This is a genomic window from Balneatrix alpica DSM 16621 (assembly GCF_000619885.1).
GTDB classification, from domain to species: domain Bacteria; phylum Pseudomonadota; class Gammaproteobacteria; order Pseudomonadales; family Balneatricaceae; genus Balneatrix; species Balneatrix alpica.
The window spans coordinates 341,053-367,191 of the sequence record NZ_KK211040.1; the positions used below are offsets into that span (position 1 = coordinate 341,053).

The 26,139-nt window shown below is 54.8% G+C and carries 22 protein-coding genes; 8 read left to right on the top strand and 14 right to left on the bottom strand.

All coding sequences use genetic code 11. The features are described from left to right. Positions 1-8 precede the first annotated feature (8 nt). Positions 9-524, top strand: coding sequence for a ribosome biogenesis factor YjgA (yjgA, locus tag Q334_RS0114400; RefSeq protein ID WP_027313830.1), 516 nt, complete (start codon positions 9-11; stop codon positions 522-524). A gap of 75 nt (positions 525-599) precedes the next feature. Here yjgA and Q334_RS0114405 read toward each other — a convergent pair whose 3' ends face one another. The 3 genes from Q334_RS0114405 to rng are packed head-to-tail and all read right to left on the bottom strand — an operon-like array spanning position 600 to position 6,577. Next, on the bottom strand, positions 600-1,460 hold the full coding sequence (locus Q334_RS0114405) for a carbon-nitrogen hydrolase family protein (RefSeq protein WP_027313831.1): 861 nt from the start codon (positions 1,458-1,460) through the stop codon (positions 600-602). After that, positions 1,457-5,080, bottom strand: a complete 3,624-nt coding sequence (locus Q334_RS0114410) for a YhdP family phospholipid transporter (RefSeq protein ID WP_162157439.1) — start codon at positions 5,078-5,080, stop codon at positions 1,457-1,459. The genes Q334_RS0114405 and Q334_RS0114410 overlap by 4 nt, the downstream gene beginning before the upstream one ends. 30 nt (positions 5,081-5,110) lie before the next feature. Beyond that, positions 5,111-6,577, bottom strand: coding sequence for a ribonuclease G (gene rng, locus Q334_RS0114415; protein ID WP_027313833.1), 1,467 nt, complete (start codon positions 6,575-6,577; stop codon positions 5,111-5,113). A gap of 226 nt (positions 6,578-6,803) precedes the next feature. Between rng and Q334_RS0114420 the strand changes: the two genes are divergently transcribed. Continuing rightward, complete coding sequence (locus Q334_RS0114420; protein WP_081414471.1) at positions 6,804-8,330, top strand: multicopper oxidase domain-containing protein; 1,527 nt, start codon at positions 6,804-6,806, stop codon at positions 8,328-8,330. A 27-nt stretch (positions 8,331-8,357) separates the two neighbouring features. Here the strand turns inward: Q334_RS0114420 and Q334_RS0114425 are convergent, their stop codons facing one another. Continuing rightward, positions 8,358-9,413 carry a helix-turn-helix transcriptional regulator gene (locus Q334_RS0114425; RefSeq protein ID WP_027313835.1) on the bottom strand — a complete coding sequence of 352 codons (1,056 nt, stop codon included), beginning with the start codon at positions 9,411-9,413 and terminating at the stop codon, positions 8,358-8,360. A gap of 183 nt (positions 9,414-9,596) precedes the next feature. On the opposite strand from Q334_RS0114425, the gene Q334_RS0114430 reads away from it, so the two are divergent. Next, positions 9,597-11,237: a fatty acid--CoA ligase gene (locus tag Q334_RS0114430; protein WP_027313836.1), complete on the top strand. Its 1,641-nt coding sequence runs from the start codon at positions 9,597-9,599 to the stop codon at positions 11,235-11,237. A gap of 72 nt (positions 11,238-11,309) precedes the next feature. On the opposite strand, the gene Q334_RS0114435 is transcribed toward Q334_RS0114430, so the two are convergent. From Q334_RS0114435 to Q334_RS0114450, 4 genes are read right to left on the bottom strand one after another with little or no spacing between them, the layout of a single operon-like run. Continuing rightward, positions 11,310-11,903, bottom strand: coding sequence for a Maf family protein (locus Q334_RS0114435; protein ID WP_027313837.1), 594 nt, complete (start codon positions 11,901-11,903; stop codon positions 11,310-11,312). A gap of 1 nt (position 11,904) precedes the next feature. Beyond that, positions 11,905-12,387 (bottom strand): rod shape-determining protein MreD, encoded by a 483-nt coding sequence (mreD, locus tag Q334_RS0114440; RefSeq protein WP_027313838.1) that lies wholly within the window; start codon positions 12,385-12,387, stop codon positions 11,905-11,907. Continuing rightward, on the bottom strand, positions 12,384-13,304 hold the full coding sequence (gene mreC, locus Q334_RS19285) for a rod shape-determining protein MreC (RefSeq protein ID WP_081414472.1): 921 nt from the start codon (positions 13,302-13,304) through the stop codon (positions 12,384-12,386). Before mreC ends, mreD begins: the two co-directional genes overlap by 4 nt. A gap of 19 nt (positions 13,305-13,323) precedes the next feature. Beyond that, entirely contained in the window at positions 13,324-14,361 is a 1,038-nt protein-coding gene (locus tag Q334_RS0114450) for a rod shape-determining protein (RefSeq protein ID WP_027313839.1), read from the bottom strand. Positions 14,362-14,598: 237 nt separating this feature from the next. On the opposite strand from Q334_RS0114450, the gene gatC reads away from it, so the two are divergent. From gatC to gatB, 3 genes are read left to right on the top strand one after another with little or no spacing between them, the layout of a single operon-like run. After that, entirely contained in the window at positions 14,599-14,886 is a 288-nt protein-coding gene (gene gatC, locus Q334_RS0114455; RefSeq protein ID WP_027313840.1) for an Asp-tRNA(Asn)/Glu-tRNA(Gln) amidotransferase subunit GatC, read from the top strand. 27 nt (positions 14,887-14,913) lie between these two features. Beyond that, positions 14,914-16,359, top strand: a complete 1,446-nt coding sequence (gene gatA, locus Q334_RS0114460) for an Asp-tRNA(Asn)/Glu-tRNA(Gln) amidotransferase subunit GatA (RefSeq protein ID WP_027313841.1) — start codon at positions 14,914-14,916, stop codon at positions 16,357-16,359. 12 nt (positions 16,360-16,371) lie between these two features. Continuing rightward, positions 16,372-17,826, top strand: a complete 1,455-nt coding sequence (gene gatB / locus Q334_RS0114465) for an Asp-tRNA(Asn)/Glu-tRNA(Gln) amidotransferase subunit GatB (RefSeq protein WP_027313842.1) — start codon at positions 16,372-16,374, stop codon at positions 17,824-17,826. A 72-nt stretch (positions 17,827-17,898) separates the two neighbouring features. Here gatB and Q334_RS19290 read toward each other — a convergent pair whose 3' ends face one another. Then, positions 17,899-18,378 carry a YchJ family protein gene (locus tag Q334_RS19290; protein WP_027313843.1) on the bottom strand — a complete coding sequence of 160 codons (480 nt, stop codon included), beginning with the start codon at positions 18,376-18,378 and terminating at the stop codon, positions 17,899-17,901. Continuing rightward, positions 18,379-19,584, bottom strand: a complete 1,206-nt coding sequence (locus Q334_RS19295) for a GNAT family N-acetyltransferase (RefSeq protein ID WP_051527829.1) — start codon at positions 19,582-19,584, stop codon at positions 18,379-18,381. Between the two features lie 41 nt (positions 19,585-19,625). Between Q334_RS19295 and Q334_RS20690 the strand changes: the two genes are divergently transcribed. Both Q334_RS20690 and Q334_RS0114485 read left to right on the top strand, forming a co-directional pair. Then, positions 19,626-19,856, top strand: coding sequence for an AAA family ATPase (locus tag Q334_RS20690; protein ID WP_027313844.1), 231 nt, complete (start codon positions 19,626-19,628; stop codon positions 19,854-19,856). Between the two features lie 48 nt (positions 19,857-19,904). Beyond that, positions 19,905-20,552 (top strand): LysE family translocator, encoded by a 648-nt coding sequence (locus tag Q334_RS0114485; protein ID WP_027313845.1) that lies wholly within the window; start codon positions 19,905-19,907, stop codon positions 20,550-20,552. 97 nt (positions 20,553-20,649) lie between these two features. Here Q334_RS0114485 and Q334_RS0114490 read toward each other — a convergent pair whose 3' ends face one another. From Q334_RS0114490 to thiI, 4 genes are all read right to left on the bottom strand, one after another. Continuing rightward, positions 20,650-21,957 (bottom strand): sodium ion-translocating decarboxylase subunit beta, encoded by a 1,308-nt coding sequence (locus Q334_RS0114490; protein WP_027313846.1) that lies wholly within the window; start codon positions 21,955-21,957, stop codon positions 20,650-20,652. 12 nt (positions 21,958-21,969) lie between these two features. Continuing rightward, positions 21,970-23,751, bottom strand: coding sequence for a sodium-extruding oxaloacetate decarboxylase subunit alpha (oadA, locus tag Q334_RS0114495; RefSeq protein WP_027313847.1), 1,782 nt, complete (start codon positions 23,749-23,751; stop codon positions 21,970-21,972). A 32-nt stretch (positions 23,752-23,783) separates the two neighbouring features. Then, complete coding sequence (locus Q334_RS0114500) at positions 23,784-24,041, bottom strand: OadG family protein (protein ID WP_027313848.1); 258 nt, start codon at positions 24,039-24,041, stop codon at positions 23,784-23,786. A gap of 406 nt (positions 24,042-24,447) precedes the next feature. After that, positions 24,448-25,908 carry a tRNA uracil 4-sulfurtransferase ThiI gene (gene thiI, locus Q334_RS0114505; protein WP_027313849.1) on the bottom strand — a complete coding sequence of 487 codons (1,461 nt, stop codon included), beginning with the start codon at positions 25,906-25,908 and terminating at the stop codon, positions 24,448-24,450. Positions 25,909-26,139 lie beyond the last annotated feature (231 nt).

A 26,139-nucleotide genomic window follows, 5' to 3' on the forward strand; every position in this document is an offset into this window, starting at 1 on the left:
GATAAGACATGCAGGACTGGCAACAACACGATCAAGAAGACGAAGGCCCCACCAAATCTGAGCTAAAGCGCCAGATGGAGGCCCTGCAAAAACTGGGGCAAAAGCTCACCACCCTGCCCAACGAGCAACTGGCCAAGGTGCCTATGAGCGACACCCTGGCCAAGGCTGTCGCCGAGCATAAACGCCTCAAGCAAGGGGAAGCTAAGCGGCGCCACCTGCAATATATTGGCAAGGTGATGCGCTCAGAAGATGCCGAGGCCATTACTCTAGTCGTTGAACGCTTTGAAGCAGGGTCCCAAGCCTACACCCAACACTTCCATCGCCTTGAACGCTGGCGTGATCGCTTACTGAGTGAAGGCAACGAGGCCACCGCCGAGCTATTAGCACAGTACCCAGCGTTTGAAGCCCAGCATTTACGCCAGCTCATTCGCAATGCTCAACGCGAACAAGCAGCCAATAAGCCGCCAGCCAGTGCGCGCAAGCTGTTTCAGTATCTGCGTGAAGTGATCGAAGCGGCGGAATAATTCCCAGACTTCAAACTGAAAAAACTAGGGGTAGCCATGGTTACCCCTACACGCTGATTCTGCACCCCGCTACTATCAATCTTCCACTGAACAGCCTTCCACTGAAAAAGTCGGCAAACGCAGGTGTTGCATAATCGGCATTTGCGCCCTTACTTCCTGCAAACGAGCAGGGTCGAGTAACGCCTCCACCACCCCAGGCCCTTGTGCCAAGCGGTTCAACACCTGTCCCCAGGCATCCACCACCATGGAGTCGCCAGAGGTCGTGCGGGTTTCCGTGTGCACACCACCCTGATTAGCCGCCAACAGGACACATTGAGTCTCAATGGCACGGGCACGGACTAATACCTCCCAGTGGGCATCCCCCGTGCGTTTAGTAAAAGCACTTGGCAAGGCAATCAAGCTCGCCCCCTGCTGGCGGTAGTAACGAAACAGTTCAGGGAAACGCAAGTCATAACAGACTGCCATACCAAGACGCCCCCAAGGAGTATCCACCCATACAGGCTGATCACCCGGTTCTATCTCACGGGACTCCTGATAGCTACCCTGTGCATCCGCTACCTGTACGTCAAACAGATGGATTTTGTCGTAGCGAGCAACCTCTTCCCCATCCGGACTTATTAACAAACTAGCTGCTCGCACCCGTCCCTCAATCACACTGCCATCTGGGCGCCGAGCACAGGGTAGCGTTCCAGCCAGAATCCATAGGTTGAGTTTACGTGCCTGCTCCCGTAAAAAGCTGCGAATAGGGCCATCAGCATCGCGCTCCTGCCAGCCATACTCCAGCATCTTACCGGTACTAAAGACGGCAAAATTCTCCGGCAATACCGCCAGCCCAACCCCCTGTTTCGCTGCCCAGCGTAATAGCTGTTCAGCCTGCCGCAGGTTCGCCGTCACATCCGGCTTGCTGACCATTTGAATCACAGCAACTGCTTTCATTGCCCACCCTCCGGAAACCCTGTGGCGCCTACCAGTTTAATTTCTTCCTGCCCTAACTTACCCTGCACACTGTAGCTAACTGTTGTTAATTTACTCAGACTATCACCGGTAAGCTTATCCAAGACAAAGAGCGCTCCCCCTACTTGTGGCACTCCAGCCAAGAGTGCAGCAAGCGGCAATGCACTGGTGAGCGGCAAAGCCAGGGTCACCCGGTGGTCCACTTCGTCCTTAACCAAATCCAAACTGCCCTCGGCAGCAATTTTGGCCCCAGGCCCCTCCACCAAAGTGGGTTCGCTGGTAAAAAGCACTCCTTGCTTCATTTGCAACAAACTACGCCAACGGTCATAACTGATTCCCGAACTAAAGAGATCGCGAAAATCAAAAGCTAGACGGCGCCCGATCTGGGTGAAGTTAAAGATATTGAATATTTTTAGTGCCTGGCTCTCTGCACCGACTTTCAGAATTTCACCCTTGTGCAACTGCAAATCCAAGCTACCGTCAGTAAAAGCCAGGGCAAAAGCCGCTGGCGATCCACTCCAACCTAGGTCCGACTGTAACGTCCACTGTTGGCTAGTGAGAGAGCGAGCATAGCCGGCGGACTCCAACCAATGCCCCACATCCTTGCCGGCAAGATTTAGCATCACACTGGAATTAGCGGCTTGCCCCGCCTGCCAACTCAACTGCGCATCCAAACGGTGTTGAGGCCAATCGGCCCGAATTTTCTGCCAGCGGTAACCCTGCTCGCTCGGCTGTCCCTGCACTTGCCATTGACCAAGCGGCCATTGCCCGAGCTTAAAATCCCCCAGTTCAATTTGCATTGCCGGCCATTGCTGCGGGCGCCACTCCGCCCAAGGGTCCTGCCAAACAGGCGGTTGATTGTTGTCAGTCTCAGGGGGGGCTGGCAGCCACAGGTGGCTGAGATGTGCTTGCCACAACTGAGGGTGGAAGCTGAGCTGGCCAGCAATACGCTCTCCCTGCAAACTCACTTGACTGCGGTTGTCCTGGCGCTGCAACTCAATAGCCAGCTTACCCCAGTCCTGTTCTCCTAGCAGCAGGGCCGCCGTTTCCACTTTGGCCTGCACAGGCAAACTGGGCAAGCCCGGTGCCTTCGCCCAACTTAACGCTAACCACTGCGCGGGTTGCCACTGCAAGAGTTTGGCTTCCAGGCTAATACCTTCCGCTTTTCGCCACTGCGCCACCCCGGCATTCAGTTTAACCTCTGCCTGCTGTAATCCCTTTTCGCCCATCCGTAGACGGGCACTCAGGGTTTCAGCATCCAAAGCCACCCGCAGTGGTTGCTCTGGCCACAGACGTATATTCAAACCACGACTTTGCTGCGCTGTTTTACCCAGGGGAGAGGGGAGCGCCAGCTCCACGCCTTGCAAATCGGAACTGATCTGAATCGCTTCACAATCTTCGTGACTGCAGAAGTTTTTCTCCACCTGCCAGGCAAGCGGCCCCCTGGCCCATTCCGGTAATGGCCAGTCCAACCATTTGGCTAACTGCTGCAATTCATGTTGACCCGTCACCTGCAGGCTAATGGCCTGATGGCGCCCTGGCTGTAAGGTCGCATTGACCGTATTGTCCAACCATTTCCCCTGCAATGGCTGGCGGGTATAGAGGCCCTTATCCTGCTGATAGTACAACTGCCCCTGTACCTGGCTGAGGTTGAGGTTGGCGAGTGGCAAGGCTAAGCGCTTGGCATCCACCTGTGCCTCGACCGCCAATTCCAATGGCTTGGTATCGCTCAATAAAGGTAATGCCAACTGCACCTGCCCCTGACTCTGCCCCTCCAGACTAAGCTGAGCTAAGGCATCCAGTTTGGGGCTAATGGGCATACCCTGCAAAAACGCCTGCACCTGGGGCAGACTGGCCTGGTAGCGGCTATCAATACCTAACCGCTTGTCTCCTTCCGCCAAGGGCCAACGCACGGCGATCTGTTGCAACTCCAAACCACCTAACTGGCCTCGGTCCGCACTCACCTGCAGTTCATCATTATGCAAGTAGAGCTGTAAGCCTGCCTGCTCTAACGCCGGCCACTGCGGCGAGAACTGTAAACGCGCCTGGGCCAGCTCCAGATACAGCTGCATCCCATGGGCTAGCCACTGCGGATCTTCCCGGGTAACACCATCATAAATAAAGGCCCCGCGCCGCACCTGGGCATCTATTTGCCCCTGCTGCAACCATTGCCACAGACTCGGATCAATCTGTTTGTCCGGCACCAACTCCAGTCCCTGGCTGCCTTCGGCATTTTGTAGGCCAATTACCAAGCTAAAGTGAGAGGGAGCATCGTCCTTGGGAATACTCAAGGCAAAACGCCCCTTGGCATCCAGTCCTGGACGCTGCAGGCGCAGTGCACTGGTATTGAGCCAGACCCCATCTTCCTGCATCCGCCAACCAATTACCCCCTGAGCCTGCTCAAAGCGCCAACCAGGGGTATAGAGTTCAGGAAAAGCCATCGCAAAGGGAGCGCCATCCAGACTGACCTGGCCACCCTGCTCCGTCAGCCAGAGGCTGGCCCGCTCAACCTGCAGCTGCGGAATATTCTGCGTAGCCTGGGTATGTACTTGATCAAGGTCCGCCGTTAATGACCATTCCTGCTGCCATTGCAACAACAGATTACGCAGATGGCCACGGGCCGCTAACGGAATCAGGGTCTGGCTAACCTGCGCATCGGCAAACTGCTGCTGCGCCAACCATTGCCACACCCCAGCCAACTCCACTTGATTGATAGTGAGGCGTTGACGCCCTTGCTCCCAAGTCACGTTCAGTGGTGTTGTCTGCTGCCCCACACTTTGTTGCCAGTTTAATTGATGCAATCCCCACCACTGACGGTGGCCGTCATACACCACTTGACTGCGCACCTGCTGCCAATTGACCTGATTCTGCGCAGACTGCCAACGTAATTGCGACAAATCGACAAAACCATTGGCACTTTGCAGTTGCTTATCGGCCCAATCAAACCATAGCTCAGCTCCACCTTTAAGCTGCCACTGCGCCAACGCCGGCCACTGTTGCTGATAGGCTTGCCACCAGCTGTGATAGGATTGCTCGGGTAAACGCAGGTAGCCCTGCCCCTGCTTGGCATTGCCCTGCCATTGCAACTCAAGTGCCTGGGCACCAGCCAAAGCTAACTGGATACGCCCTTCACTCTGCCCCTCAGCCAATGGCTGCTGATAGCCTTGCAATTGCCAGCGTTGGCCACGATAGGTGAACTGCACCCGCTCTAGCTGAATTGGCACCGCCAGCAGCCAAGGCGCCATTGCAGGCCAATTCAGCTGCAACCCTGCAGCATCCTGTCCGGCAGTAACCTGCAGATCAGCACCCTGCACTTGCAAGCTGGTAAAGATGGGGCGGAATGAGTACAGGCTGCGCACCACATCCCACTCTAACCACAGCTGCTCTAACTGTTGCTCTTGCCACTGCAAGCCCTGTAACTGTAAGGATAAACGCCCTCCCTGCCAGCCGGTATGCAGGCGCTGCCAGTTGAGGTTGACCCCCAGTTGTGCCTGCAACAGCGGAGCCCACCAGGGCAGGCTATGCCAGGCGGCGACGAAAAGCGCCAACAAACCCAGCCATAGCCATAACAGCCATACCAACAGATGCCCTAGAGGGCGCATTAGCTTACCTGCCTTGGTCATCATCAACGCTTAACGCAGCACCACATCAAACTGCTCAATGGTGTAGAGAGGTTCAATCTGGAAACGAATGGTTTTTTCGATAAAGGCTTCCAACTCAGCTACCCGGTCAGACTCTTCATCCAATAACTTATCGACCACCGCCTGGTTGGCCAACACCAAGTAAGACTCGGTGTTATAAGCACGGTGCTGCCGCAGAATATCGCGAAAAATCTCATAGCAGACGGTTTCCGGGGTTTTTAACATGCCCCGCCCCTGACACACCGCACAGGGCTCACAGAGCACCTGCTCCAAACTCTCGCGGGTTCGCTTGCGGGTCATCTCCACCAGCCCCAGCTCCGACACCCCGGTAACCTTGCACTTGACGTGATCCTTTTCCAGCACCTTCTCCAGGGTACGTAATACCTGACGCTGATGCTCCGGATCCTCCATATCAATGAAGTCGAGGATAATAATGCCGCCGAGATTACGTAGGCGCAGCTGTCGGCCAATCGCAGTCGCCGCCTCAAGATTAGTTTTAAAGATGGTCTCTTCCAGATTGCGGTGACCAACGAAAGCACCAGTGTTGACGTCTACCGTGGTCATCGCCTCAGTCTGATCGAAAATCAGGTAACCGCCGGATTTCAGCGGCACTTTTCGACCAAGCGCACGTTGGATTTCATCTTCGACATTGTAGAGGTCAAAAATAGGCCGCTCACCAGGGTAATACTCCAAGCGGTCGACGATTTCCGGAATCAGTTTGCTAACGAACTCACCCGCCTTTTGATAAGTCTCACGGGAGTCGATGCGGATTTTTTCCACCTCCGGCGTCGCCAGATCACGCAGGATTCGCATATACAACGGCAAATCTTCATAGATCACCGTGGTCGGCTTGGCCGCTTCCATATGCTGTTGCAGGTTTTGCCATAGTCGGTGGAGATACTTCAAATCCTTGAGCAGGTCCGTCTCCCGCGCCCCTTCGGCCACCGTACGCACAATAAAGCCGCCAACATCGGTCTGGCCGCCTTCCCGCAGCAAATCCAGGTGCTGCTGTACACAGTTGCGCAGGCGCTCACGCTCCTGTTCATCCTCAATGCGCTGGGAAATACCGATATGCTCCGAGTAGGGCATATACACCAGATAACGGGAAGGAATGGAAATTTGCGTGGTCAATCTGGCCCCTTTGGAGCCGATCGGGTCTTTAGTGACCTGCACCACCAGCGCCTGTCCCTCACGTAACAGCTGACTGATGGGCTTATTCTCATCTTCTTTACTGGTGCGAATATCGGCAGTGTGGATAAAGGCCGCACGTTCCAGACCGATATCGACAAAAGCGGCCTGCATCCCTGGCAGCACCCTGACCACCTTGCCTTTATAGATGTTACCGACAATACCGAGCTTCGCCGCCCGTTCGATATACACCTCTTGCAGCATACCGTTTTCCACTACGGCCACCCGGGTTTCCATCGGGGTGAAGTTGATCAGAATCTCTTCGCTCATCACAGCTCGAACCTTGTGCTGGCGCGGGCTGAGGCGGCCCGCTGGAAATGAAAGGCCATTATAGCCATCCTCGCGCCTAAACAGCAGGGGCTAACGGTTTTGCACACAAGCCATTACGCAGTAAATGCACAGTATGGCACCAACCTTAGTCTTTATTACCTTAAGGTTTATTTCAGATTTGCCCTCCACATTGCCAATCAAATGACTTATTGATCAGGAGGGTGCCATGCACACCATCAGCAGACGTCAATTTCTCGCACTGAGCAGTGCCACCGTTATGGCATCAATGTTTCCCCTCAGCCTTCGAGCTCAAAGCACATTGAGGCCATTACCCATACCACGGGTTATTGATATGACAGCCTCTTCTGAGGCAACCGTTAACCTTATTCTGCGCGAATCTAATCATCACTTTGGCGAGGGGTTATCTGGCACCACCTTTGGCATTAACGGCACTTATCTAGGCCCACTCATCAGGCTCAAAAATGCACAAGCAGTTAATCTAAACGTTAAGAATCTACTCGCCGAGAGCACCACACTGCATTGGCATGGTTTGCATGTCCCTGGCGAGGTAGATGGCGGGCCTCAGCAAATGATCGCTCCCAATACAACCTGGCGCCCCTCCCTCGAAATCAAACAACGGGCATCCTTCAACTGGTACCACGCTCACCCCTGCGGAAAAACCGCAGAACATGTATACAAAGGCCTGGCTGGCCCTTTGATTGTCGAAGATAGCGACAGCCTCGCAACGGACCTTCCTCATACCTATGGCGTTGATGACTTTGTCATCGTCCTGCAAGACAAAATGTTCGATGACCAAGGCAAAATGTCCTACCAACTGACCGAAGAAATGCTATTAGAAGGTTTTGCAGGCAACACTCTACTCGTCAATGGCGTGCGATCTGGAGTAAGTGCACAGACTCCGCGTGGGTGGATTCGCTTACGCATTCTGAACGCCTCTAATGCACGCTCCATTGGTATTGCATTAGCTGATCAAGCCCCCCTGTGGGTCATTGCCAGTGATGGAGGCTTTCTATCTCAGCCCGTTGAAGTCGCCGGCCTGGCGATCCATGCGGGCGAACGGTACGAAGTTCTTCTTGACGGCTCAAACACCACCACGCTTGATTTGCTGTCGGTACTGGAAATTGAAGAGGGTCCGGAAGCCGAAGAAACAGAACCAGAAGAAGATGAAACTGACTTTGCTGATTTGATGGCAACCGGAGGCATAGGCTTGCCTAGCAAATTACTGATACGCTTCATCCAAGATCCCTTGCTGCCGGTAGCCTCGTCCGCCCACCTCCCACAGCGGCTTATACACCTTCCCCCTGCGGATGCCAGCACTGCGCTTCGTCAGCGTAATTTTGTACTCAATATGAATCTGGGCGCTGCACTTCATCAACTGCAGGGTACACACCAACAAAGCATGGGCATTAATGGCAAAGCGTTCGATATGACCAGGATAGATGAGCAGATTAAGCGCCAGGAAATGGAAGTATGGCGTTTTACCTCAGAGGACGAAGTGCATCCTATGCATATCCACGGCACTTCCTTTCGGATACTCCGTGTAAATGGCGCGCCTCCCCCTGAATATATGCAGGGCTGGAAAGACACTGTGGTAGTGGACGATGGTGGCGCGACGGAAGTGCTGGTTAGTTTTCCTCACTTAGCCAACCACCGTTTCCCTTATATGTACCATTGCCACCTATTAGAGCACGAAGACATGGGCATGATGGGCCAGTTTACTGTCAGCGACTAGCATCCCCATCAACACTGCACACCTTGTCTACCCCTGGATGCGCTGCCTCAGGCTTTGATAAGCCCCAGGAGCCAAGCCGCTCCAACGCCGAAAGGCGCGATAGAAGTTGGCAGTGTTGGCAAAGCCAAGCTGGTAGCTGATTTCCCCCATGCTGAGCCGCGCCTCCTGCAAGTAGCGGCAAGCCAATGCATAGCGGGCCTGGTCAGCGATTTGCTGAAAACTTAGCCCCTCCTGCTGCAGGCGCCGCTGCAGGGTTCGTCTTGACGTTCCTAGTAGTGGCGCCACCTGGGTCTGCAAGTTACGCGGCCACTGACTTTGCTGCAGAAGGGCCAGGTAAAGGCGCTTGCCCCAATATTGAGTGTCCAATTGCGCCAAATATGCCTGCAACAAATTCAGGTGAATACGTTGCAACTGGGGGTCTGCACCGGATAGCGGCTGCTGCAAAGCGGTCAACGGATAAACCAACTCCACTCCCTGTGCAGACTGCCACAGCAACTGACTACCCATCACCCGTTGCCAGCTTTGTTTGACACTCTCTGTGCTGGGGGGGTGTCCCGGCAGAGCAGCCTGAGTGGGGCGTAAACGTTGCGGATGTAAGTGGCGCACGGTCAAAGCAATGGTGGCCGCCAATAGCTGCCAATCTAATTCCGTTAAGGCATCCGCCAGCCCAGGCACACCACCAATCTGCAAGCGCAATTGGTCCTGTTCAAGTTGCAATTCAACCTGGTAAGCATCGGCAAACACCCGTACATAATCACGCAGCAATTCCAATGCCTGCAACAGTGAAGAGCTGGCCCAAATGGCAAAGCCCAACGCATACCAGGAGGGAGGACGCACCTGCTTGGCCACGACCAGAATAAAGTCTTCACGCTGACTCAACTGGCGTCCTTTCACCAACATTTGACTCAGTAAGCGCTGGCTGACGCGCTCATGACCACCGCCCCAATTGAAGCCTTTTGGTACCAACCCCTGCTGCTCCAACCCTCGATATTCCAGTAATCGCCCGGGCTCCACTCCACACAAACTCATACCCTGGCTGACTACGCCAAGCCAGGAGGCCAGCACCCCTGCTTCAATCGCCATCGTACTATCCTTTTTACCACATCCATTTAACGCTGCCTTTAGCGCTCAGGCATGGTGCCATCCGCCCATCAATAGCCTTGTCTTTATGCGCCATTTTGTTATCCCAGCTTAGCCAAGTGATTGAGTATTTGCCTCCCTCTTGTCACTTTGAAGGTCCAACAATAACAATCAAGGATGTCGACCATGCCTGTAAAATTACTGCCCAAAACCCCACAAGCCTATGATTATCCATTGCTGATCAAACGCCTGTTCATGTCCGCTGAACGCTTTGGTGCTGGCAAAGAAATCTGCTACCGCAACACAAATCGCTTTAGCTACCCGCAATTCTGTCAACGGGTTCGCCGTCTTGCTGCCGCTTTGCAGCAGGCAGGGGTGCAGGCCGGTGATACCCTGGCGGTACTGGACTGGGATAGTCATCGCTACCTTGAGTGTTACTTCGCCATCCCGATGCTTGGCGCAGTACTCCATCATGTCAATGTGCGCCTTTCCCCCGAACAAATTCACTACACCATGGAACATGCAGAAGACACCCTGGTGCTGGTGCATGACGACTTTGCTCCCTTACTCAGCAGCTTGCACAGCCGCCTCCCCCAGGTGCGTGGTTATATCCGTTTGAGTGATGATGACAGCAGTCAGGTGGCCGATTTGCCTTATCTGGGGGAGTATGAACAACTGCTGGATGCCGCCACGCCCTTGAGCGAGTTTGCCGACTTCAGTGAAGATGCCATTGCCACCACCTTCTACACCACCGGCACCACGGGCAATCCCAAAGGGGTGTTTTTCAGCCACCGTCAACTGGTGCTCCACACCCTTAACATGGTCGGCATGCTCGGTAGCTATGATGCGCTGCCGTTACTGCGTTCTGACTCGGTTTATATGCCGATCACCCCGATGTTCCATGTCCATGCCTGGGGCGTGCCCTATGCAGCAACCATGCTAGGCGTCAAACAGGTTTATCCTGGTCGCTATGAACCTAATGCGCTGGTGCAATTAATTGAGCAGGAGCAGGTCACCTTCTCCCACTGCGTGCCCACCATTTTGCAGATGTTGCTAGGCTGTGAGGCCGGGCAACAAGCCGATTTAAGTCAGTGGAAAATCCTCATTGGTGGTAGCGCCTTCCCCCGTGGCTTAGCCAAACACGCACAGGAGCGCGGCATTGATATCTACTCTGCCTATGGCATGTCAGAAACCTGTCCGCTGCTCACCATTACGCATTTAAGCCCTGAGGAGCGCCATAGCAGCGCCGATCAGCAATTACAGCTGCGCACACTGACCGGTATTCCCGCCAATATGGTGGACCTGCGCATCGTTGATGCCGAGGGGAAAGTCGTCGCCGCCGATGGCAGTAGCATGGGTGAGGTTCAAGTACGGGCACCCTGGCTGACCCAGGGCTATCTGAAGGAGCCGGAGAAAAGTGCCGAACTATGGCAGGATGGCTGGCTACACACCGGCGATGTGGCCTGCCAGCATGCCAATGGTTTTGTCGAAATCAAAGACCGGATTAAGGATGTGATCAAAACCGGTGGTGAGTGGATCTCCTCCATCGCCCTGGAAAATCTCATCAGTCAACACCCCCAGGTAGCTGCTGTGGCTGTGGTGGGTATCCCTGACGAGCGTTGGGGGGAACGCCCCTATGCCCTGGTAGTCAAACGTCAGGACAGTCTCACCGCCGAACAGCTGCAGCAACATCTACAGCAATATGTGACAGCCGGCGAGCTGAGCAAGTGGGCTATTCCTGAGCACTTCCTTTTTGTCGAAGACTTACCCAAAACCAGTGTCGGCAAAATTAATAAAAAACTGATCCGCCAGCAGGCCCAGCAATAACCCCTGGCCACTAAACGAACAAGGGCTCCTGTGAGCCCTTGTTGCTATAGTCAGGAATGTACTAGCCGTCTATTAGGCATCTGCCAACCAGGTTGCCAGTCCAGCCTGCTCAAGCAGTTGGGCAGTTTCGCATAGGGGCAATCCCACCACAGCAGAGAAACTCCCCTCAATGGACTCTACCAAGGCTCCCCCTAATCCCTGAATACCATAAGCACCGGCTTTATCCGCCGGCTCACCCGTAGCCCAATAGCGGCGACACAGAGCTTCATTCAAGGGGCGAAAACGTACCTGGGTAGCCACACGTTGACTCAGACACTGCTCAACCTCACCTTCAATCCGCAGTAACGCCACAGCGGTCAGAGTCGTGTGGCAACGCCCACTTAAACGCATCAGCATGCGCACGGCGTCTTCTTCATCCTGGGGTTTACCGAGAATCTCTCCCTCCACCACCACGGTGGTATCTGAGCCCAGCACCCAGGTCGCCGGATGGCGTTGGGCAATCACTCTGGCTTTGGCCTGCGCCAGGCGTGACACATAGGCCTCGGCCTGCTCTCCCACCAGCACACTCTCATCAATGTCCGCACTGGCAACGCTAAAATTCGCCCCCAGCTGCATCAGTAGCTCTCGCCGACGAGGCGATTGCGAAGCAAGAATCAAACGAGACATATCAACCCATAAATAACCGGCGCAAATCGCGATGCATCACAAACCACCAGGGCCACAGCAGCGCGCTAATTAAAGACGGCACCATAAAGATTAAGGATTCCGCACTGCCACCCAACCATTGCTGCAGCCAGTGGCGAACCATTTGATGCACCCCGATCAGCATCAACACCACAAAGGCCTGCTGCCATACCGGGAAAATCCGCATGCGTTGATGTAATAACGAGGTTAGGTAGGCCACTACCGTCAGCCCCAAGGCATTCGCCCCCAGGGGGCTGTATTCGAGCAAGTCCAACACCAATCCACAGAACCAGGCGGTTTTAACACCGACCCGCTCTGGCACCGCCATCACCCAGTAAATCAGTGACATCGCAACCCATTCAGGCCGCCACCACTGCAGCAACTCAGGCATGGGAATGGTGCTTAAAGTCAGGGCCAACAGAAAGGAGGCCAGAATCAGCCAACCACCCCGGGCGGGTTGGCTCATGGCGAGGCATCCTTTTTCGCCGGAGCAGTACGGGCATCCACTGGCTCAGGCTGTGTCTGCCCTGGCGCCAAGGGTGCATTAAGTGATTCCTGGGTGGCGGGTTCATTACCAAACAGCAACAGCACATGGCGACTACGGTCTAACTGAGCACTGGGCTTGACCTTTACCAAGGCAAAGGGCTCACCCGGATCATGCACCACCGAGGTGACTACCCCCACTGGATAACCATAGGGGAAGCGCCCCCCCAGGCCGGAGCTGATCAACAGGTCTCCCTCCTGAATATCGGCGGTATCCTGTACGTGCTCCAGACTCAACACCCCTGGCACACCCTCGCCAAACGCGATAAAGCGCAAACCATTGCGATTAATCTGTACCGGAATAGCGTGGGAGGCATCGGTAATCATCAAGACCCGGCTGGTATAAGGCCCTACCTCAATCACCTGCCCCATGATGCCACCGGCATCCAGCACCGGCTGACCAAGGAATACGCCATCCTGACTACCCTTATTGAGCACCACCTGCAGCTGGAAAGGATTGGGATTCACCCCGATTAGATCGGCGAGCAGAACTTTTTCATCCACCCGTTGGCTGGCGTTGAGTAGCTCACGCAGGCGCACATTTTCGGCGGTAATGGCCGCCATTTTTTGCGCCTGGCGCTCTAACACCAGCATCTGTGAACGCAAACGGGTGTTTTCCGCCTGCAGTTGTTCACGATCCGCCAGGGTTTTATCCGCCAAAGACCAGAGCTGGTTGGGAGTATCCACCACCCATTGCAACGGGGCAGTCAGTACGGTGAGGGCGGAGCGCACCCGCTCCATCCCACTCCAATAGCGGTCTGCCACCAGCATCGCCAGTGACAGCACAACCAACAACCAGAACCAGAACCGGGATGAGGAACTGCGAAAAATTAAACGCACCCTGCGCCCCTGGTTCTAATTATTCGGCCGACAACAGCTCAAGTCCGCGGCTGTCCAACATCTCCAACGCCTTGCCACCACCACGGGCGACACAGGTCAGAGGATCTTCCGCCACGATTACCGGCAAGCCGGTTTCCTCGCTGATCAGTTTGTCGATATCGCGCAGCAGCGCACCACCACCGGTCAACACAATACCGCTTTCCGCGATGTCAGAGGCCAGCTCAGGTGGGCATTGCTCCAGCGCGGTTTTCACCGCCTGCACGATAGTAGAGAGCGGATCCTGCAGGGCTTCCAGGATCTCATTGGAATTAAGGGTAAAACTACGGGGAATCCCCTCCGCCAGATTGCGACCACGCACATCAATTTCACGGATTTCTGCGCTGGGATAGGCACAGCCAATCTCCTGCTTGATCCGCTCGGCAGTGGCATCACCAATCAGGCTACCGTAGTTACGACGCACATAGGTGCTGATGGACTCATCGAAACGATCACCACCGACCCGTACTGACTCGGCGTAGACAATACCGTTGAGGGAAATGATAGCAATCTCAGTGGTACCACCACCGATATCCACCACCATCGAACCCGTTGCTTCCCCAACCGGCAGGCCTGCACCAATGGCAGCCGCCATCGGCTCATCAATCAGATAGACCTCACGAGCCCCTGCGCCCAGTGCCGATTCCTTAATCGCGCGGCGCTCCACCTGAGTGGATTTGCAGGGCACACACACCAGTACCCGGGGACTGGGGGTAATGAAGGAGTTTTCATGCACTTTATGGATAAAGTGCTGGAGCATACGCTCGGTGACATGGAAGTCGGCGATCACCCCGTCCTTCATCGGACGAATAGCGGTGATGTTGCCTGGCGTCCGTCCAAGCATACGCTTGGCGTCCAGGCCCACGGCGGCGACCTGCTTCTGGTTACCGACCTGACGGATAGCCACGACGGAGGGCTCGTTCAGGACGATATCTTTGTTACGTACATAAATCAGGGTATTGGCCGTTCCCAGGTCAATGGACAAATCACTTGAGAACAGTCCGCGAATTCGTTTGAACATGAGACTCGTAGCTTCTTTAGCAGGCGAAAATGCGTGGCGAAAACCGGCAGCAGTAAACCGCTAAACTCTAGCAACGGCAGGGATTTTGGGCAAGGCGCAAATATGTTACCTTACGGGGCTTTGAGCAGCCCGCCTGACCCCTGGCGGTGTCGTGTTAGATGCTGTCCGGGCGGCTTATTCTAGCCGACCCGAACGCCTTAGCCTAGGGTCAGGCACAGCGGATTATGGAAAAGGCACATGGCTTTACAACATTCCGATGTGGAAAAAATCGCCCATCTGGCTCGTTTGCAAGTTGCAAGTGAGGATTTGGGCGCTTATGCCCGCGACCTTTCCAGCATTCTGGAACTGGTCGATCAGATGCAGGCCGTCAATACCGATGGGGTCGAGCCCCTGTCAAACCCGCTGGATGAAGTTCAGCGTTTACGCCCTGATCAGGTAACCGAGCCCAACCAGCGCGAACAGCTGCAACAAAATGCCCCTGCGGCAGAACGCGGCCTGTTCCTGGTCCCCAAGGTTATTGAATAACGCGCCTCGACTCACAGGATACCTGTCATGACAATCCGTACCCTTGCCGAGCTGGCACGTCAGCTCGAAGCCGGTCAGCTATCCAGCGTCGAGCTGACCCAAGATTATTTGGCCCGCGCTAAAGCAGACCAACACAATGCTTTTATCACCCTGACTGAAGAGCTGGCACTGGCGCAAGCCAAAGCAGCGGATGAGCGTCGTGCCGCTGGTCAAGCCGAAACCCTGACCGGTCTGCCTATCGCCCATAAAGATATTTTCTGCACCCAGGGCGTGCGCACCAGCTGTGGCTCCAAAATGCTGGATAACTTTATCGCCCCCTATAACGCCACCGTGGTCGACAAACTGGCAGCGGCTGGCATGGTGATGCTGGGCAAAACCAACCTGGATGAGTTCGCCATGGGCTCCTCCAACGAAAACTCCTTTTACGGCCCGGTGCAAAACCCCTGGGATCGTAACCGCGTGCCCGGTGGTTCATCCGGCGGCTCTGCTGCTGCCGTTGCCGCAGGCCTCACCCCCGCTGCGACCGGCACCGATACTGGCGGCTCTATCCGCCAACCTGCTGCTTTCTGCGGCATTACTGGCATCAAACCCACCTATGGCCGGGTGTCACGCTGGGGCATGGTAGCCTATGCCTCCAGCCTTGATCAGGGCGGCCCGATGGCCCATACCGCAGAAGACTGCGCCCTGCTACTCAATGCCATGGCCGGCTTTGACAGCAAAGATTCCACCAGTCTGGATCGTGAAGTACCGGACTACCGCGCCAACCTGGAGCAGCCGCTGCAAGGGCTGACGATTGGCCTGCCCAAAGAGTTCTTCGGTGCCAATCTGGATGGGCAAATGGCCGATACCCTGCAGGCCGCCCTGCGTGAATATGAAAAGCTGGGCGCGACCCTGAAAGAAATCAGCCTGACTAACGTTGCCCTGTCGATTCCGGCTTATTACATCATCGCCCCCGCCGAGGCCTCTTCTAACCTGTCGCGTTTTGATGGAGTTCGTTACGGCTATCGTTGTGACAACCCACAAGACCTGCAGGATCTGTACAAGCGTAGTCGTGCCGAGGGTTTTGGCACTGAAGTCAAGCGCCGCATCATGGTAGGCACCTATGCCCTCTCTGCCGGTTATTACGATGCCTACTACCTCAAGGCACAGCGTATCCGCCGCCTGATTCAGCAAGACTTCCTCGCTGCGCTGGCTGATGTGGATGTCATCATGGCCCCCGTTACTCCTCACCCTGCCTTTAAACTGGGTGAAAAAACCAACGATCCGGTTGCCATGTATATGGAAGATATTTTCACCCTGTCACTCAACCTGGCCGGCCTGCCCGGCATGTCAGTGCCAGCGGGTTTAATTGATGGCTTACCGGTCGGCATGCAGATCATCGGCAAGCACTTCGATGAAGCCCGTCTGCTTAATGTGGCGCATCAGTTCCAACAGGTGACTGACTGGCACCTGCGCCGTCCCACCCAGGCTTGAGAGGTATAAAAGATGCAATGGGAAGCTGTGATCGGCCTGGAAATTCACGTCCAACTGGCCACCCAATCCAAGATTTTTTCCGGCGCCAGCACCGCCTTCGGTGCTGAGCCCAATACCCAGGCCTGCGCTATTGACCTGGCTCTGCCCGGCACCTTGCCGGTGCTGAATGAAGAAGCCCTGCGCATGGCGGTCAAATTCGGCCTGGCCATTGAGGCAGAAATTGGCAAGCGCTCCGTTTTTGCGCGTAAAAACTACTTTTACCCAGACCTGCCCAAGGGTTACCAAACCAGCCAGTTTGAGTTCCCTATCGTTGGCAAAGGCCAGGTCGAAATTGAGCTGGATGATGGCAGCAAGAAAGTAGTCGGCGTGACCCGTGCCCACCTGGAAGAAGATGCCGGTAAATCCCTGCATGAAGACTTCCAGGGGATGACCGGCATCGACCTCAACCGTGCCGGCACGCCGCTGCTGGAGATCGTCTCTGAGCCGGATCTGCGTTCCGCCAAGGAGGCGGTAGCCTATCTGAAAAAGATCCACGCTATCGTCACCAACCTCGGCATCTGCGATGGCAACATGGCAGAAGGCTCCTTCCGCTGCGATGCCAACGTCTCCGTACGTCCTAAAGGGCAGGAAAAGTTTGGCACCCGCGCCGAGATCAAAAACGTCAACTCCTTCCGCTTTGTCGAGAAGGCGATTCAGCATGAAATCGAGCGTCAAATTGACCTGATCGAAGATGGCGGTACCGTTGTGCAGGAAACCCGCCTGTACGATGCAGACAAAAACGAAACCCGCTCCATGCGCTCCAAGGAAGAAGCCAACGATTATCGCTACTTCCCCTGCCCCGACCTACTGCCGGTAGTCATTGATGATGTCTATATCGATGCCGTACGCCAGACCCTGCCTGAACTACCCGACGCACGCAAAGCGCGCTTTATGCAGGACTATGGCCTGAATGACTACGATGCTGGCCTGTTGGCGGCCTACCGCGACATGGCGGACTACTTCGAGCAGGTCGTAAAAGGCTGTGGCGATGCCAAGCAGGCGGCAAACTGGCTGTTGGGCGAGGTGTCCAAATACCTGAATCAGGCCGGTATGGAGTTCAGCGAGCTGAAAGTACCTGCCGCTGATCTGGCCCAGCTGATCAGCCGCATACTGGATGACACCATCACCTCCAAGATTGCCAAAACCGTATTTGAAGCGATGTGGAATGGTGAGGGCACTCCCGATGCCATCATCGAGAGCAAAGGCCTGAAACAAGTGACCGACAGCGGTGCGCTGGAAGCAGCTATTGATCAGGTGATCGCTAGCTGTACCCCTCAGGTTGAACAGTACCGCGCCGCCGAGCCTGACAAACGTGGCAAGATGCTGGGCTTCTTTATGGGGCAGGTAATGAAAGCCTCCGGAGGCAAAGCTAACCCAGGCCAAGTACAAGGACTGCTCAAGCAAAAGCTGGATGCACTCTGCGACTAACCTCAGCGCTTACTAGTTGCCACTAGGCAGCCCCGACAGGCCGGTTTTCCGGCCCGTCGGCTGGCGGGCCGATCACCCCCCACAACACTTCTTATATTTTTTACCGCTACCACAGGGACAAGGATCATTGCGCCCCGCCTTGACTAACTGCTGGGCAGGAGGATTAATCTGGCCGCTCAGGTACTGCCAGCCCGCCTCAGCACTATAGCGAAAGATAGAGCGCTCATGCAGACAGGCCAACCGTCCTTGTTCTTGATAGTAGGCGCGAAACTCCACTATCCCCTCATCTCCCTGCGGAGAAGGCGCCTGCACAATCTCGAGTCGCTGCCAATCCGTCTCTGACTGATCCAACTCTGCTTCGGTAAGGCCGGGCCGTTGCACGGGATGCCAGGTGCGCAGCAAATACGCCCCTAACCCACCTAAAGCAAAAGCCGCATAACGCGAGCGCATCAATTGCTCTGGGCTGGTTGCCCGTTGTTCCCCACGGTGCAGCGGCGCACAGCAATGCTGATAATCCCGGCCACTACCACATACACAGGTCGTTAAACTCACTTATACCTCCGCCCCCTCAGGGGCAAAACGCTCAATCCAAGCTTGGTTATAGGGTAAATAGCTGCTCGCTTCCCGTGCATAGGCCCGTACAGCTGGACGCTCCTGCTGCAAAAAGTCCGCCACCGCCTGCTGCAACCCAGGCTGCAACCAATGCCAGGAATGAGTCAGAACCGGTTCAAAGCCCCGTAGCAATTTATGCTCCCCCTGCGCACCGGCATCAAAGCTCTTGAGCCCTGTCGCTATTGCACGCTCCATCCCTTGATAGAAACAACATTCAAAGTGGAGTTTGTCGTAGTGCTCCAGGCATCCCCAATAGCGTCCATAGAGACAATCCTGATCCTGTAAAAACAGGGCAGAGGCCACCCAGCGTCCCTGATGGAGCGCCTGTACTAGCTGTACCTGCTCCGGCAAGCGTGCCGCCAGGAGCTGAAAAAAACGCAAGGGTAAATAAGGCTGCTGCCCTCGACGCCAGTAGGTACTGGCATAACACTGATAAAACTGTCGCCACTCCTGCTCATCCAGGGTTACCGCCGCGCGCCAACGAACACTCACCCCCTGTTGGCTAATTTGTTCGCGCTCTTTACGCATATTTTTGCGTTTACGCGCCTGCAATAACGTCAAAAAGTCAGCAAACTCCTGATAGCCACGGTTATACCAATGGAACTGGCAACCTAACCGCTGCAACCAACCTGCGGATTGCCACACATCCTGTTCACTTGCTGCACTAAAGAGTACATGCACACTGGAAAGTTGCCGCTCCTCCACCCAGTGGCGTAGTTGTTGCTCAAGCAATGGGAAGCCCTGACGATCCCCCAGTAAACGCGGCCCCTGCACAGGCGAGAAAGGAATGGATACCACCCCTTTCGGATAATAACTCTGACCCGCCCGTTGCCAGGCTTCTGCCCAGGGCTGATCAAAGACGTACTCGCCACGGGAGTGCTGCTTGAGATAACAGGGTAAAGCCGCGGCCTGTTGTGCCTGCTGCCAATAAAGATGTGCAGGCTGCCACCCCGTGGCCGCGGCGACCGCTCCCGATTCTTCCAAAGCCTGTAAAAATGCATAACTAATAAAGGGATACGCCTCAGTTTCCTGAGCAGAAACACAGTGAGCGGACTGCATAGCCTGCCAGGGTGCCTGCCCCAGTTCCGCCAAGCCAGACAAACAGCGTAATGCAGGGAGAAGATGCGGGTAAGCATTCCACGCCATTAGGGTTATCCTTAGCAACTGAATTCACGCAGGGAGCCATTATGCTAACCACCTTAGCGGTAGGGAACTACCGTTCCTTGCTCAATCTGACTTTACCCTTAACCGGGCTGAACCTGATTAGCGGCGCTAACGGCTGTGGCAAGTCCAATCTCTACCGTACCCTGCGCTTACTTGCCCTAAGCGCACAAGGAGAACTTCGACTCAGCGGATTCGCTATACCGCCAACCAACCTTCCCCTGGCAATGGCCAGACTAGGCTTGCCTGCCTCTTGAATCGACACTAGGCTTAGGCTCCTCGCTCTTGCCCCATGTAGGCCCATTATGGAAGCCGTGCAGATCTTCAGCTTTATCCTGGTTGCCAGTTTACTAGTCATCTCACCTGGCCCTAATGGCGTCCTCATCGCCAAGACCGTACCCAGTGCCGGTAAAGCCGCCGGCTTTGCTAACATTGCCGGTTTTATCCTAGCGTTTTATCTACATGGCAGCCTGTCGATTCTTGGCATTTCAGTACTCTTGCTGCAATCTGCCCAGGCCTTTTTCGTGTTCAAAATGCTGGGGGCGGCTTATCTGGCTTGGATTGGTGGCAAAGCGTTATGGCAGGCCTGGCGCCAACCCCAGCTGCCCAACCCAGCTACTCCTCCGGTGACAGGCAAGCGCTTTTCCTTAAAGAGTGCTTTTGTTGAAGGTCTACTGACCAACCTGCTAAATCCCAAAGTCTCCATGTTTTACCTGGCGGCCTTCCCCCAGTTTGTACCCTTTACAGATAGCGCCAGCAGTGCTTACCTGCTGGTTAGCCTCCATGCGCTGCTCAATTTAGTTTGGTTTAGTGCCATGATTTTACTCTTGGCCCGCCTCAAACAACTGGCCACCAGCCCCCGCTTTACCCAATGGCTTAAATCAGTCACCGGCACTGTTTTTATCGCCTTTGCAGCCAAACTAGCTTTGCTAAAACCCCTGCAAAACAGTTAAAAGCATTCGCCTTTTCCAGGTAGGCTAAAAACACTAAAGCCCTCATTTGAGGGCTTTAGTGTTATGCAAACAATTTTCCAACAAGTTAGGCAGTGCTTTAGCCAGCCCCCGCCACAAACTTGATCATCACCCCCGCAGCCACCGCTGAACCTATCACACCCGCCACATTAGGGCCCATGGCATGCATCAGCAGGAAGTTTTGCGGGTTAGCCTCCAAACCAATCTTATTCGATACCCGCGCCGCCATCGGCACCGCAGATACCCCTGCCGAACCAATCAAGGGATTAACCTTGCTACCCGGCAGTTTATTCATCAGTTTGGCCATAATGACCCCGGCGGCGGTCCCGATGCAGAAGGCAGCAATACCCAGTACCAGTATCCCCAGCGTGGTCACGTCCAGGAACTTATCCGCGCTCAACTTGGAGCCCACCGACAAACCCAGGAAGATGGTGACGATATTGATCAGCGCATTCTGCGCGGTATCACTTAGGCGATCCACCACACCACATTCACGCATCAGGTTACCGAAGCAGAACATCCCCAATAAGGGTGCAGCATCAGGCAGCAACAGGGCGACCATCAACAGCAATACCATCGGGAACATAATCTTCTCGGTCTTAGAGACGTGACGCAGCTGTTCCATTTTGATCTTGCGCTCTTCCACTGTCGTCAGTGCACGCATGATGGGCGGCTGAATCAGAGGCACCAAGGCCATGTAGGAATAGGCAGCAACGGCAATCGCACCCAGTAAATGCGGTGCCAGCATGCTGGCTACGTAGATTGCGGTGGGACCATCTGCCCCACCGATAATGCCGATGGCGGCAGCATCAGCAATGCTGAAGTCCATCACCCCTATCGCACTCAATCCCACTGCACCCAGTACGGTGGCGAAGATACCAAACTGCGCCGCAGCACCGAGGAACAGGGTTTTCGGGTTAGCCAGCAGCGGACCAAAGTCGGTCATCGCTCCCACTCCCATAAAGATCACCAGGGGCGCTACGCCACTGGCAATCGCCACGGAATAGAAGTTATAGAGCATGCCATTGCCATAACCCGCATCATTGGCCACGTTAATGGCTGCCTGATGTACCGCTGCCGAAGCCGAATGATAGGCCTCCAGCAACTCTTTGGCGTTATCTGAGGCCACACCCAGCACTTGCCCCATCGCCGCCAGCACGTCCGGATTCGCCATATAAATGGCCTGTTCGACCGCAGAGAAGGCCATACCCGCCTGGGGGATATTGGCCAGAATGCCGCCAAAACCGATGGGCACCAGCAACAGAGGCTCAAAGTTCTTGCGAATGGCAAGATAGAGCAACATCAGACCGACAATGATCATCACCGTCTGTCCCCAGCTCAGGTTATATAAACCCGAGCTGGTCACGAGTGTCATTAAGCGTTCCATGAAAGCCCGCCCTTATGCCAAGGTAACCAGGGTATCGCCTACGACCACGGCATCCCCTTCTTTTACCTCTACGCTCACCACCTTACCGGCACGCGCAGCTCGAACTTCGGTTTCCATCTTCATCGCTTCCAACACCACCAGCACATCGCCCTCTTGGACCATCTGACCCACGCTGACCTGTACCTTCCAGATGTTACCGGCCAGAGGAGAGCCAACCTCTTCCCCTTCGTTCGCTACCGGCGCTGCAACAGGAGCGGCGGCAGCGGGTTGAACCTGGGAGATTTCACCACCTTCAGCAACCTCAACCACATAACGCTGACCATTAACGGTGATGGTGTAAACAGCAGGACCGCCATTGGATTTCGCTGCAGCCATGGGTTTCTCCTCTTGTAGGCCAGGTTTAGGTTCAAAGGCTTCGGGATTATCACGGTTTTTCAGGAATTTCAGACCAATCTGCGGGAAGAGTGCATAGGTCAATACATCATCAATCAGACGTTCGCCCTGCTCCAGGCGCAGGCCTTCCTTCTCGGCCAAAGCTTGCAGCTCAGCGGTCAGTTTCTCGACTTCCGGCTCCAGCAAGTCCGCTGGACGGCAGGTCACAGGTTCCGCCCCATCGAGTACACGTGCCTGCAGTTCCGCATTAAAGGGAGCAGGGGCACTACCGTATTCGCCACGCAGTACCGCTTGGGTCTCTTTGGAGATGGACTTGTAGCGCTCACCAGTTAGGACATTCAAAACTGCCTGGGTACCGACAATCTGGGAGGTTGGGGTAACCAGGGGGATAAAGCCGAGGTCTTCACGTACGCGGGGAATCTCAGCCAACACATCATCCAGGCGGTCGGCAGCGCCCTGTTCACGAAGCTGGCTTTCCATGTTGGTCAGCATGCCGCCAGGTACTTGCGCCACCAGAATGCGGGAATCCACCCCTTTCAGAGAACCTTCCCACTTACTGTATTTTTTCCGCACTTCACGGAAGTAAGCTGAAATTTCTTCCAGGGCGATAATGTCCAGCCCGGTATCCCGGTCGGTGCCTTCGAAGATAGATACCACAGACTCGGTGGGGGAATGGCCATAGGTCATCGACATTGAGGAAATGGCGGTATCGACATGATCCACCCCGGCCTCCACGGCTTTCACAATGGCAGCAGTCGATAGACCCGTGGTGGCATGGCAGTGTAACTGCACCGGAATCTCCAACTCAGCCTTCAAGCGGCTCACCAACTCAAAAGCCACATAGGGCTTAATCAGGCCCGCCATATCTTTAATGCAGACCGAGTGTGCGCCCATGTCCTGAATACGCTTGGCCAGGTCCACCCACATATCGATGGTGTGTACCGGGCTAATGGTATAGGAAATGGTGCCCTGGGCATGCTTACCCTGCTTTAGCACAGCCTGAATGGCCGTTTGCAGGTTACGCGGGTCGTTCATGGCATCGAACACCCGGAACACGTCTACGCCATTGACCGCCGCACGCTCAACAAACTTGCTCACCACATCATCGGCGTAATGACGATAACCCAACAGGTTTTGCCCCCGCAGCAGCATTTGTTGCGGAGTATTGGGCATGACTTTTTTCAGCTCACGAATACGCTGCCAGGGATCTTCTCCCAGGTAGCGAATGCAGGAATCAAAGGTGGCACCACCCCAGCTCTCCAGCGACCAAAAGCCGACTTTATCCAGCTTTTCCGCGATGGGCAGCATATCATCCAGACGCATCCGGGTAGCGAACAGTGATTGGTGCGCATCCCGTAGTACGACATCGGTGATACCCAAGGGTTTCTTTGCATTGGTCATAGAAAACAGCCCTTAGTAATTTATCGTTCGACTCATTGACGCGTGCGATGGTGATGCACAGCTGCAGAGATTACAGCCATCACCTGGCCATCCTGGTCATTATTTTGGGCAGGCGCCACGGATGGGCGCTTAGAGGCTTTTGCTTTAGGGGCAGGCTCTGGCAGGAAGCGACCAACCAGGGCACTCATTCTTTGGGTCGCCACCACCAGCAACGAAAGGAACACAAACACGAAGCCCATGCCAAATACCATCAGCATGAAACCTTCATTCAATAGATTAGCGGCATCCATCGGAAGCTCCTCGAGGGTGAAGTGTCGACACACTACCGCAGTTTGCCCTCCGTAAAGCTCGTCAAGAGGACGCCCTACACCGTATCAGTAGTGCAAAACTTCGTTACTCTACCCCAAGCATTCCGGGCTAGACAAGGGAATCCCCGCTTTTACCTAGAGGAAAACCCTTACATTCGCAACAAAATTGTCGACAATCAACGAAACAGACCTGCAGCAAGTCTGCCACAGACAGCAACAAATGCCATTAGACCTAGGCGGTAGCCAAACAAGTGTCGACACCTTTCCTTAACCGCCCCTAGCAGAACAAATATAAGTAGTTGCAAATTACCCTTTTGATTTTTTTTAGCCGAAAAACACCATAAAAAAACCCAGGCAAGCCTGGGTTGATACTGATAAAGGGTAGCCTTCAGGGTTGGTACACACCCACATTATCAAAGCCTGCATCACGCAAATGCACGGCATGCAATTTACTCATTACCCCTTGCTCACAATAGAGCAGATACTGGCGATTTTGCTGCAGCTCGGCAAAGGCAGCATTAAGTTTATAAAAAGGAATATGCAGCACTGTCTGCCCTGGCAAATCCAGCGGCTGTTGCTCTTGCTCATCGGGATGACGAATATCAATAACTACATCCTGCTGTGCCCGTACTACCTGGCATACTGGCGCTTCCAGCTCATCCAGATTAGGCAAATCCTCTAGGATGCGGTCGATCTTACGTACCGTGGCACGATCCAGTGCCCGATTGAAGACCTCCTCACTCAGCTTGGCCTCTTCTTCTTTTACCTTCGCCAAAGAAGCGTTCACCGTTGGACGGTCTGAGATCACGCCACAATATTCCGGCATAGAGGCAGCATAATCATAGGTACCAATTTGTTTGGCCTGATTGATGATGTCCTGCTTATCCGTGACGATCAGCGGACGCAATACCAGCACTTCACTGGCTTCATCAATCACATTTAGGTTAGTCAGGGTTTGGCTGGAAACCTGAGCGATACTTTCCCCAGTAACCAAGGCCCCAGCCCCCAAGCGCCAGGCCACTTTATTCGCTGCCCGCAGCATGACCCGCTTGAGTACCACCCCCATCATCGAGTGGTGCACATTCTCCAGAATGTCACCCACCACCTCTTCAAAAGGAATGGAAATAAACTTTACCTTGGCAGCCGAACCGTAGCGCTGCCAAATATGGTGAGACACCTGACGCACCCCCACCTCATGGGCCAGACCACCCAGATTAAAGAAGCAGAAGTGGGTTTTGCAGCCACGACGCATGGTTTGATAGGTCGCTACCGTAGAATCAAAACCACCGGAAATCAGCGACAACACATCATCCTGGGTTCCCAGGGGAAAGCCCCCCAAGCCCTGGCGTCGATCTGTGACGATAAAGGCACGAGAATGGCGTAGCTCAACCTGCACCACCTCATCAGGCTTGGACAGATCGATACCTGCCGTCTGGGTACGGGCACGCAAGCCCCCACCAAGATAACGTTCCATATCGATAGAGGTGAAATCATGATCCCCCACCCGCTTCACCCGCACTGCGAAAGTTTTGCCAGCCAAACGGGCCGCATTAATTTCGACCAAGGGCTCCAGCAGAGCATCAAAGGTGGTAAAGGGGATCTCACTGACTTCTGAGTAAGAGGCAATACCAGGGGTACGCCCCAATACATCCTTAATCGCCTCCCCAAAGGCAGGATCGGCCTGCTCCGCAATGATTTCAATAAAATCCCAATGGGGTTTAATCCACAACCGCGAGTCCAGACGCAACAACTGAATCTTCAGGTTAGAAGCCAAACGCTTAGCGAAGCGCTGACGAACCGAACGACTTTTAATGGTGATTTCCGGGAAGAGCTTAACAATAAACTTCATAGTGCGACTTCTGGACTCTTGAGCGAAACAGTTAGCGAGAGAAGCTGAATAACGCCGAGCCAGGCTTGAGGGCAGGCGCCAAAATAAAGCCGCGTATTCTAACAGAACAACAAAAGGGGAGCGAACTATGAAAAGGCAGGGAATAAGGAAGAAGCCAAATGGCGCGCCCGAGAGGATTCGAACCTCTGACCGCCTGGTTCGTAGCCAGGTACTCTATCCAGCTGAGCTACG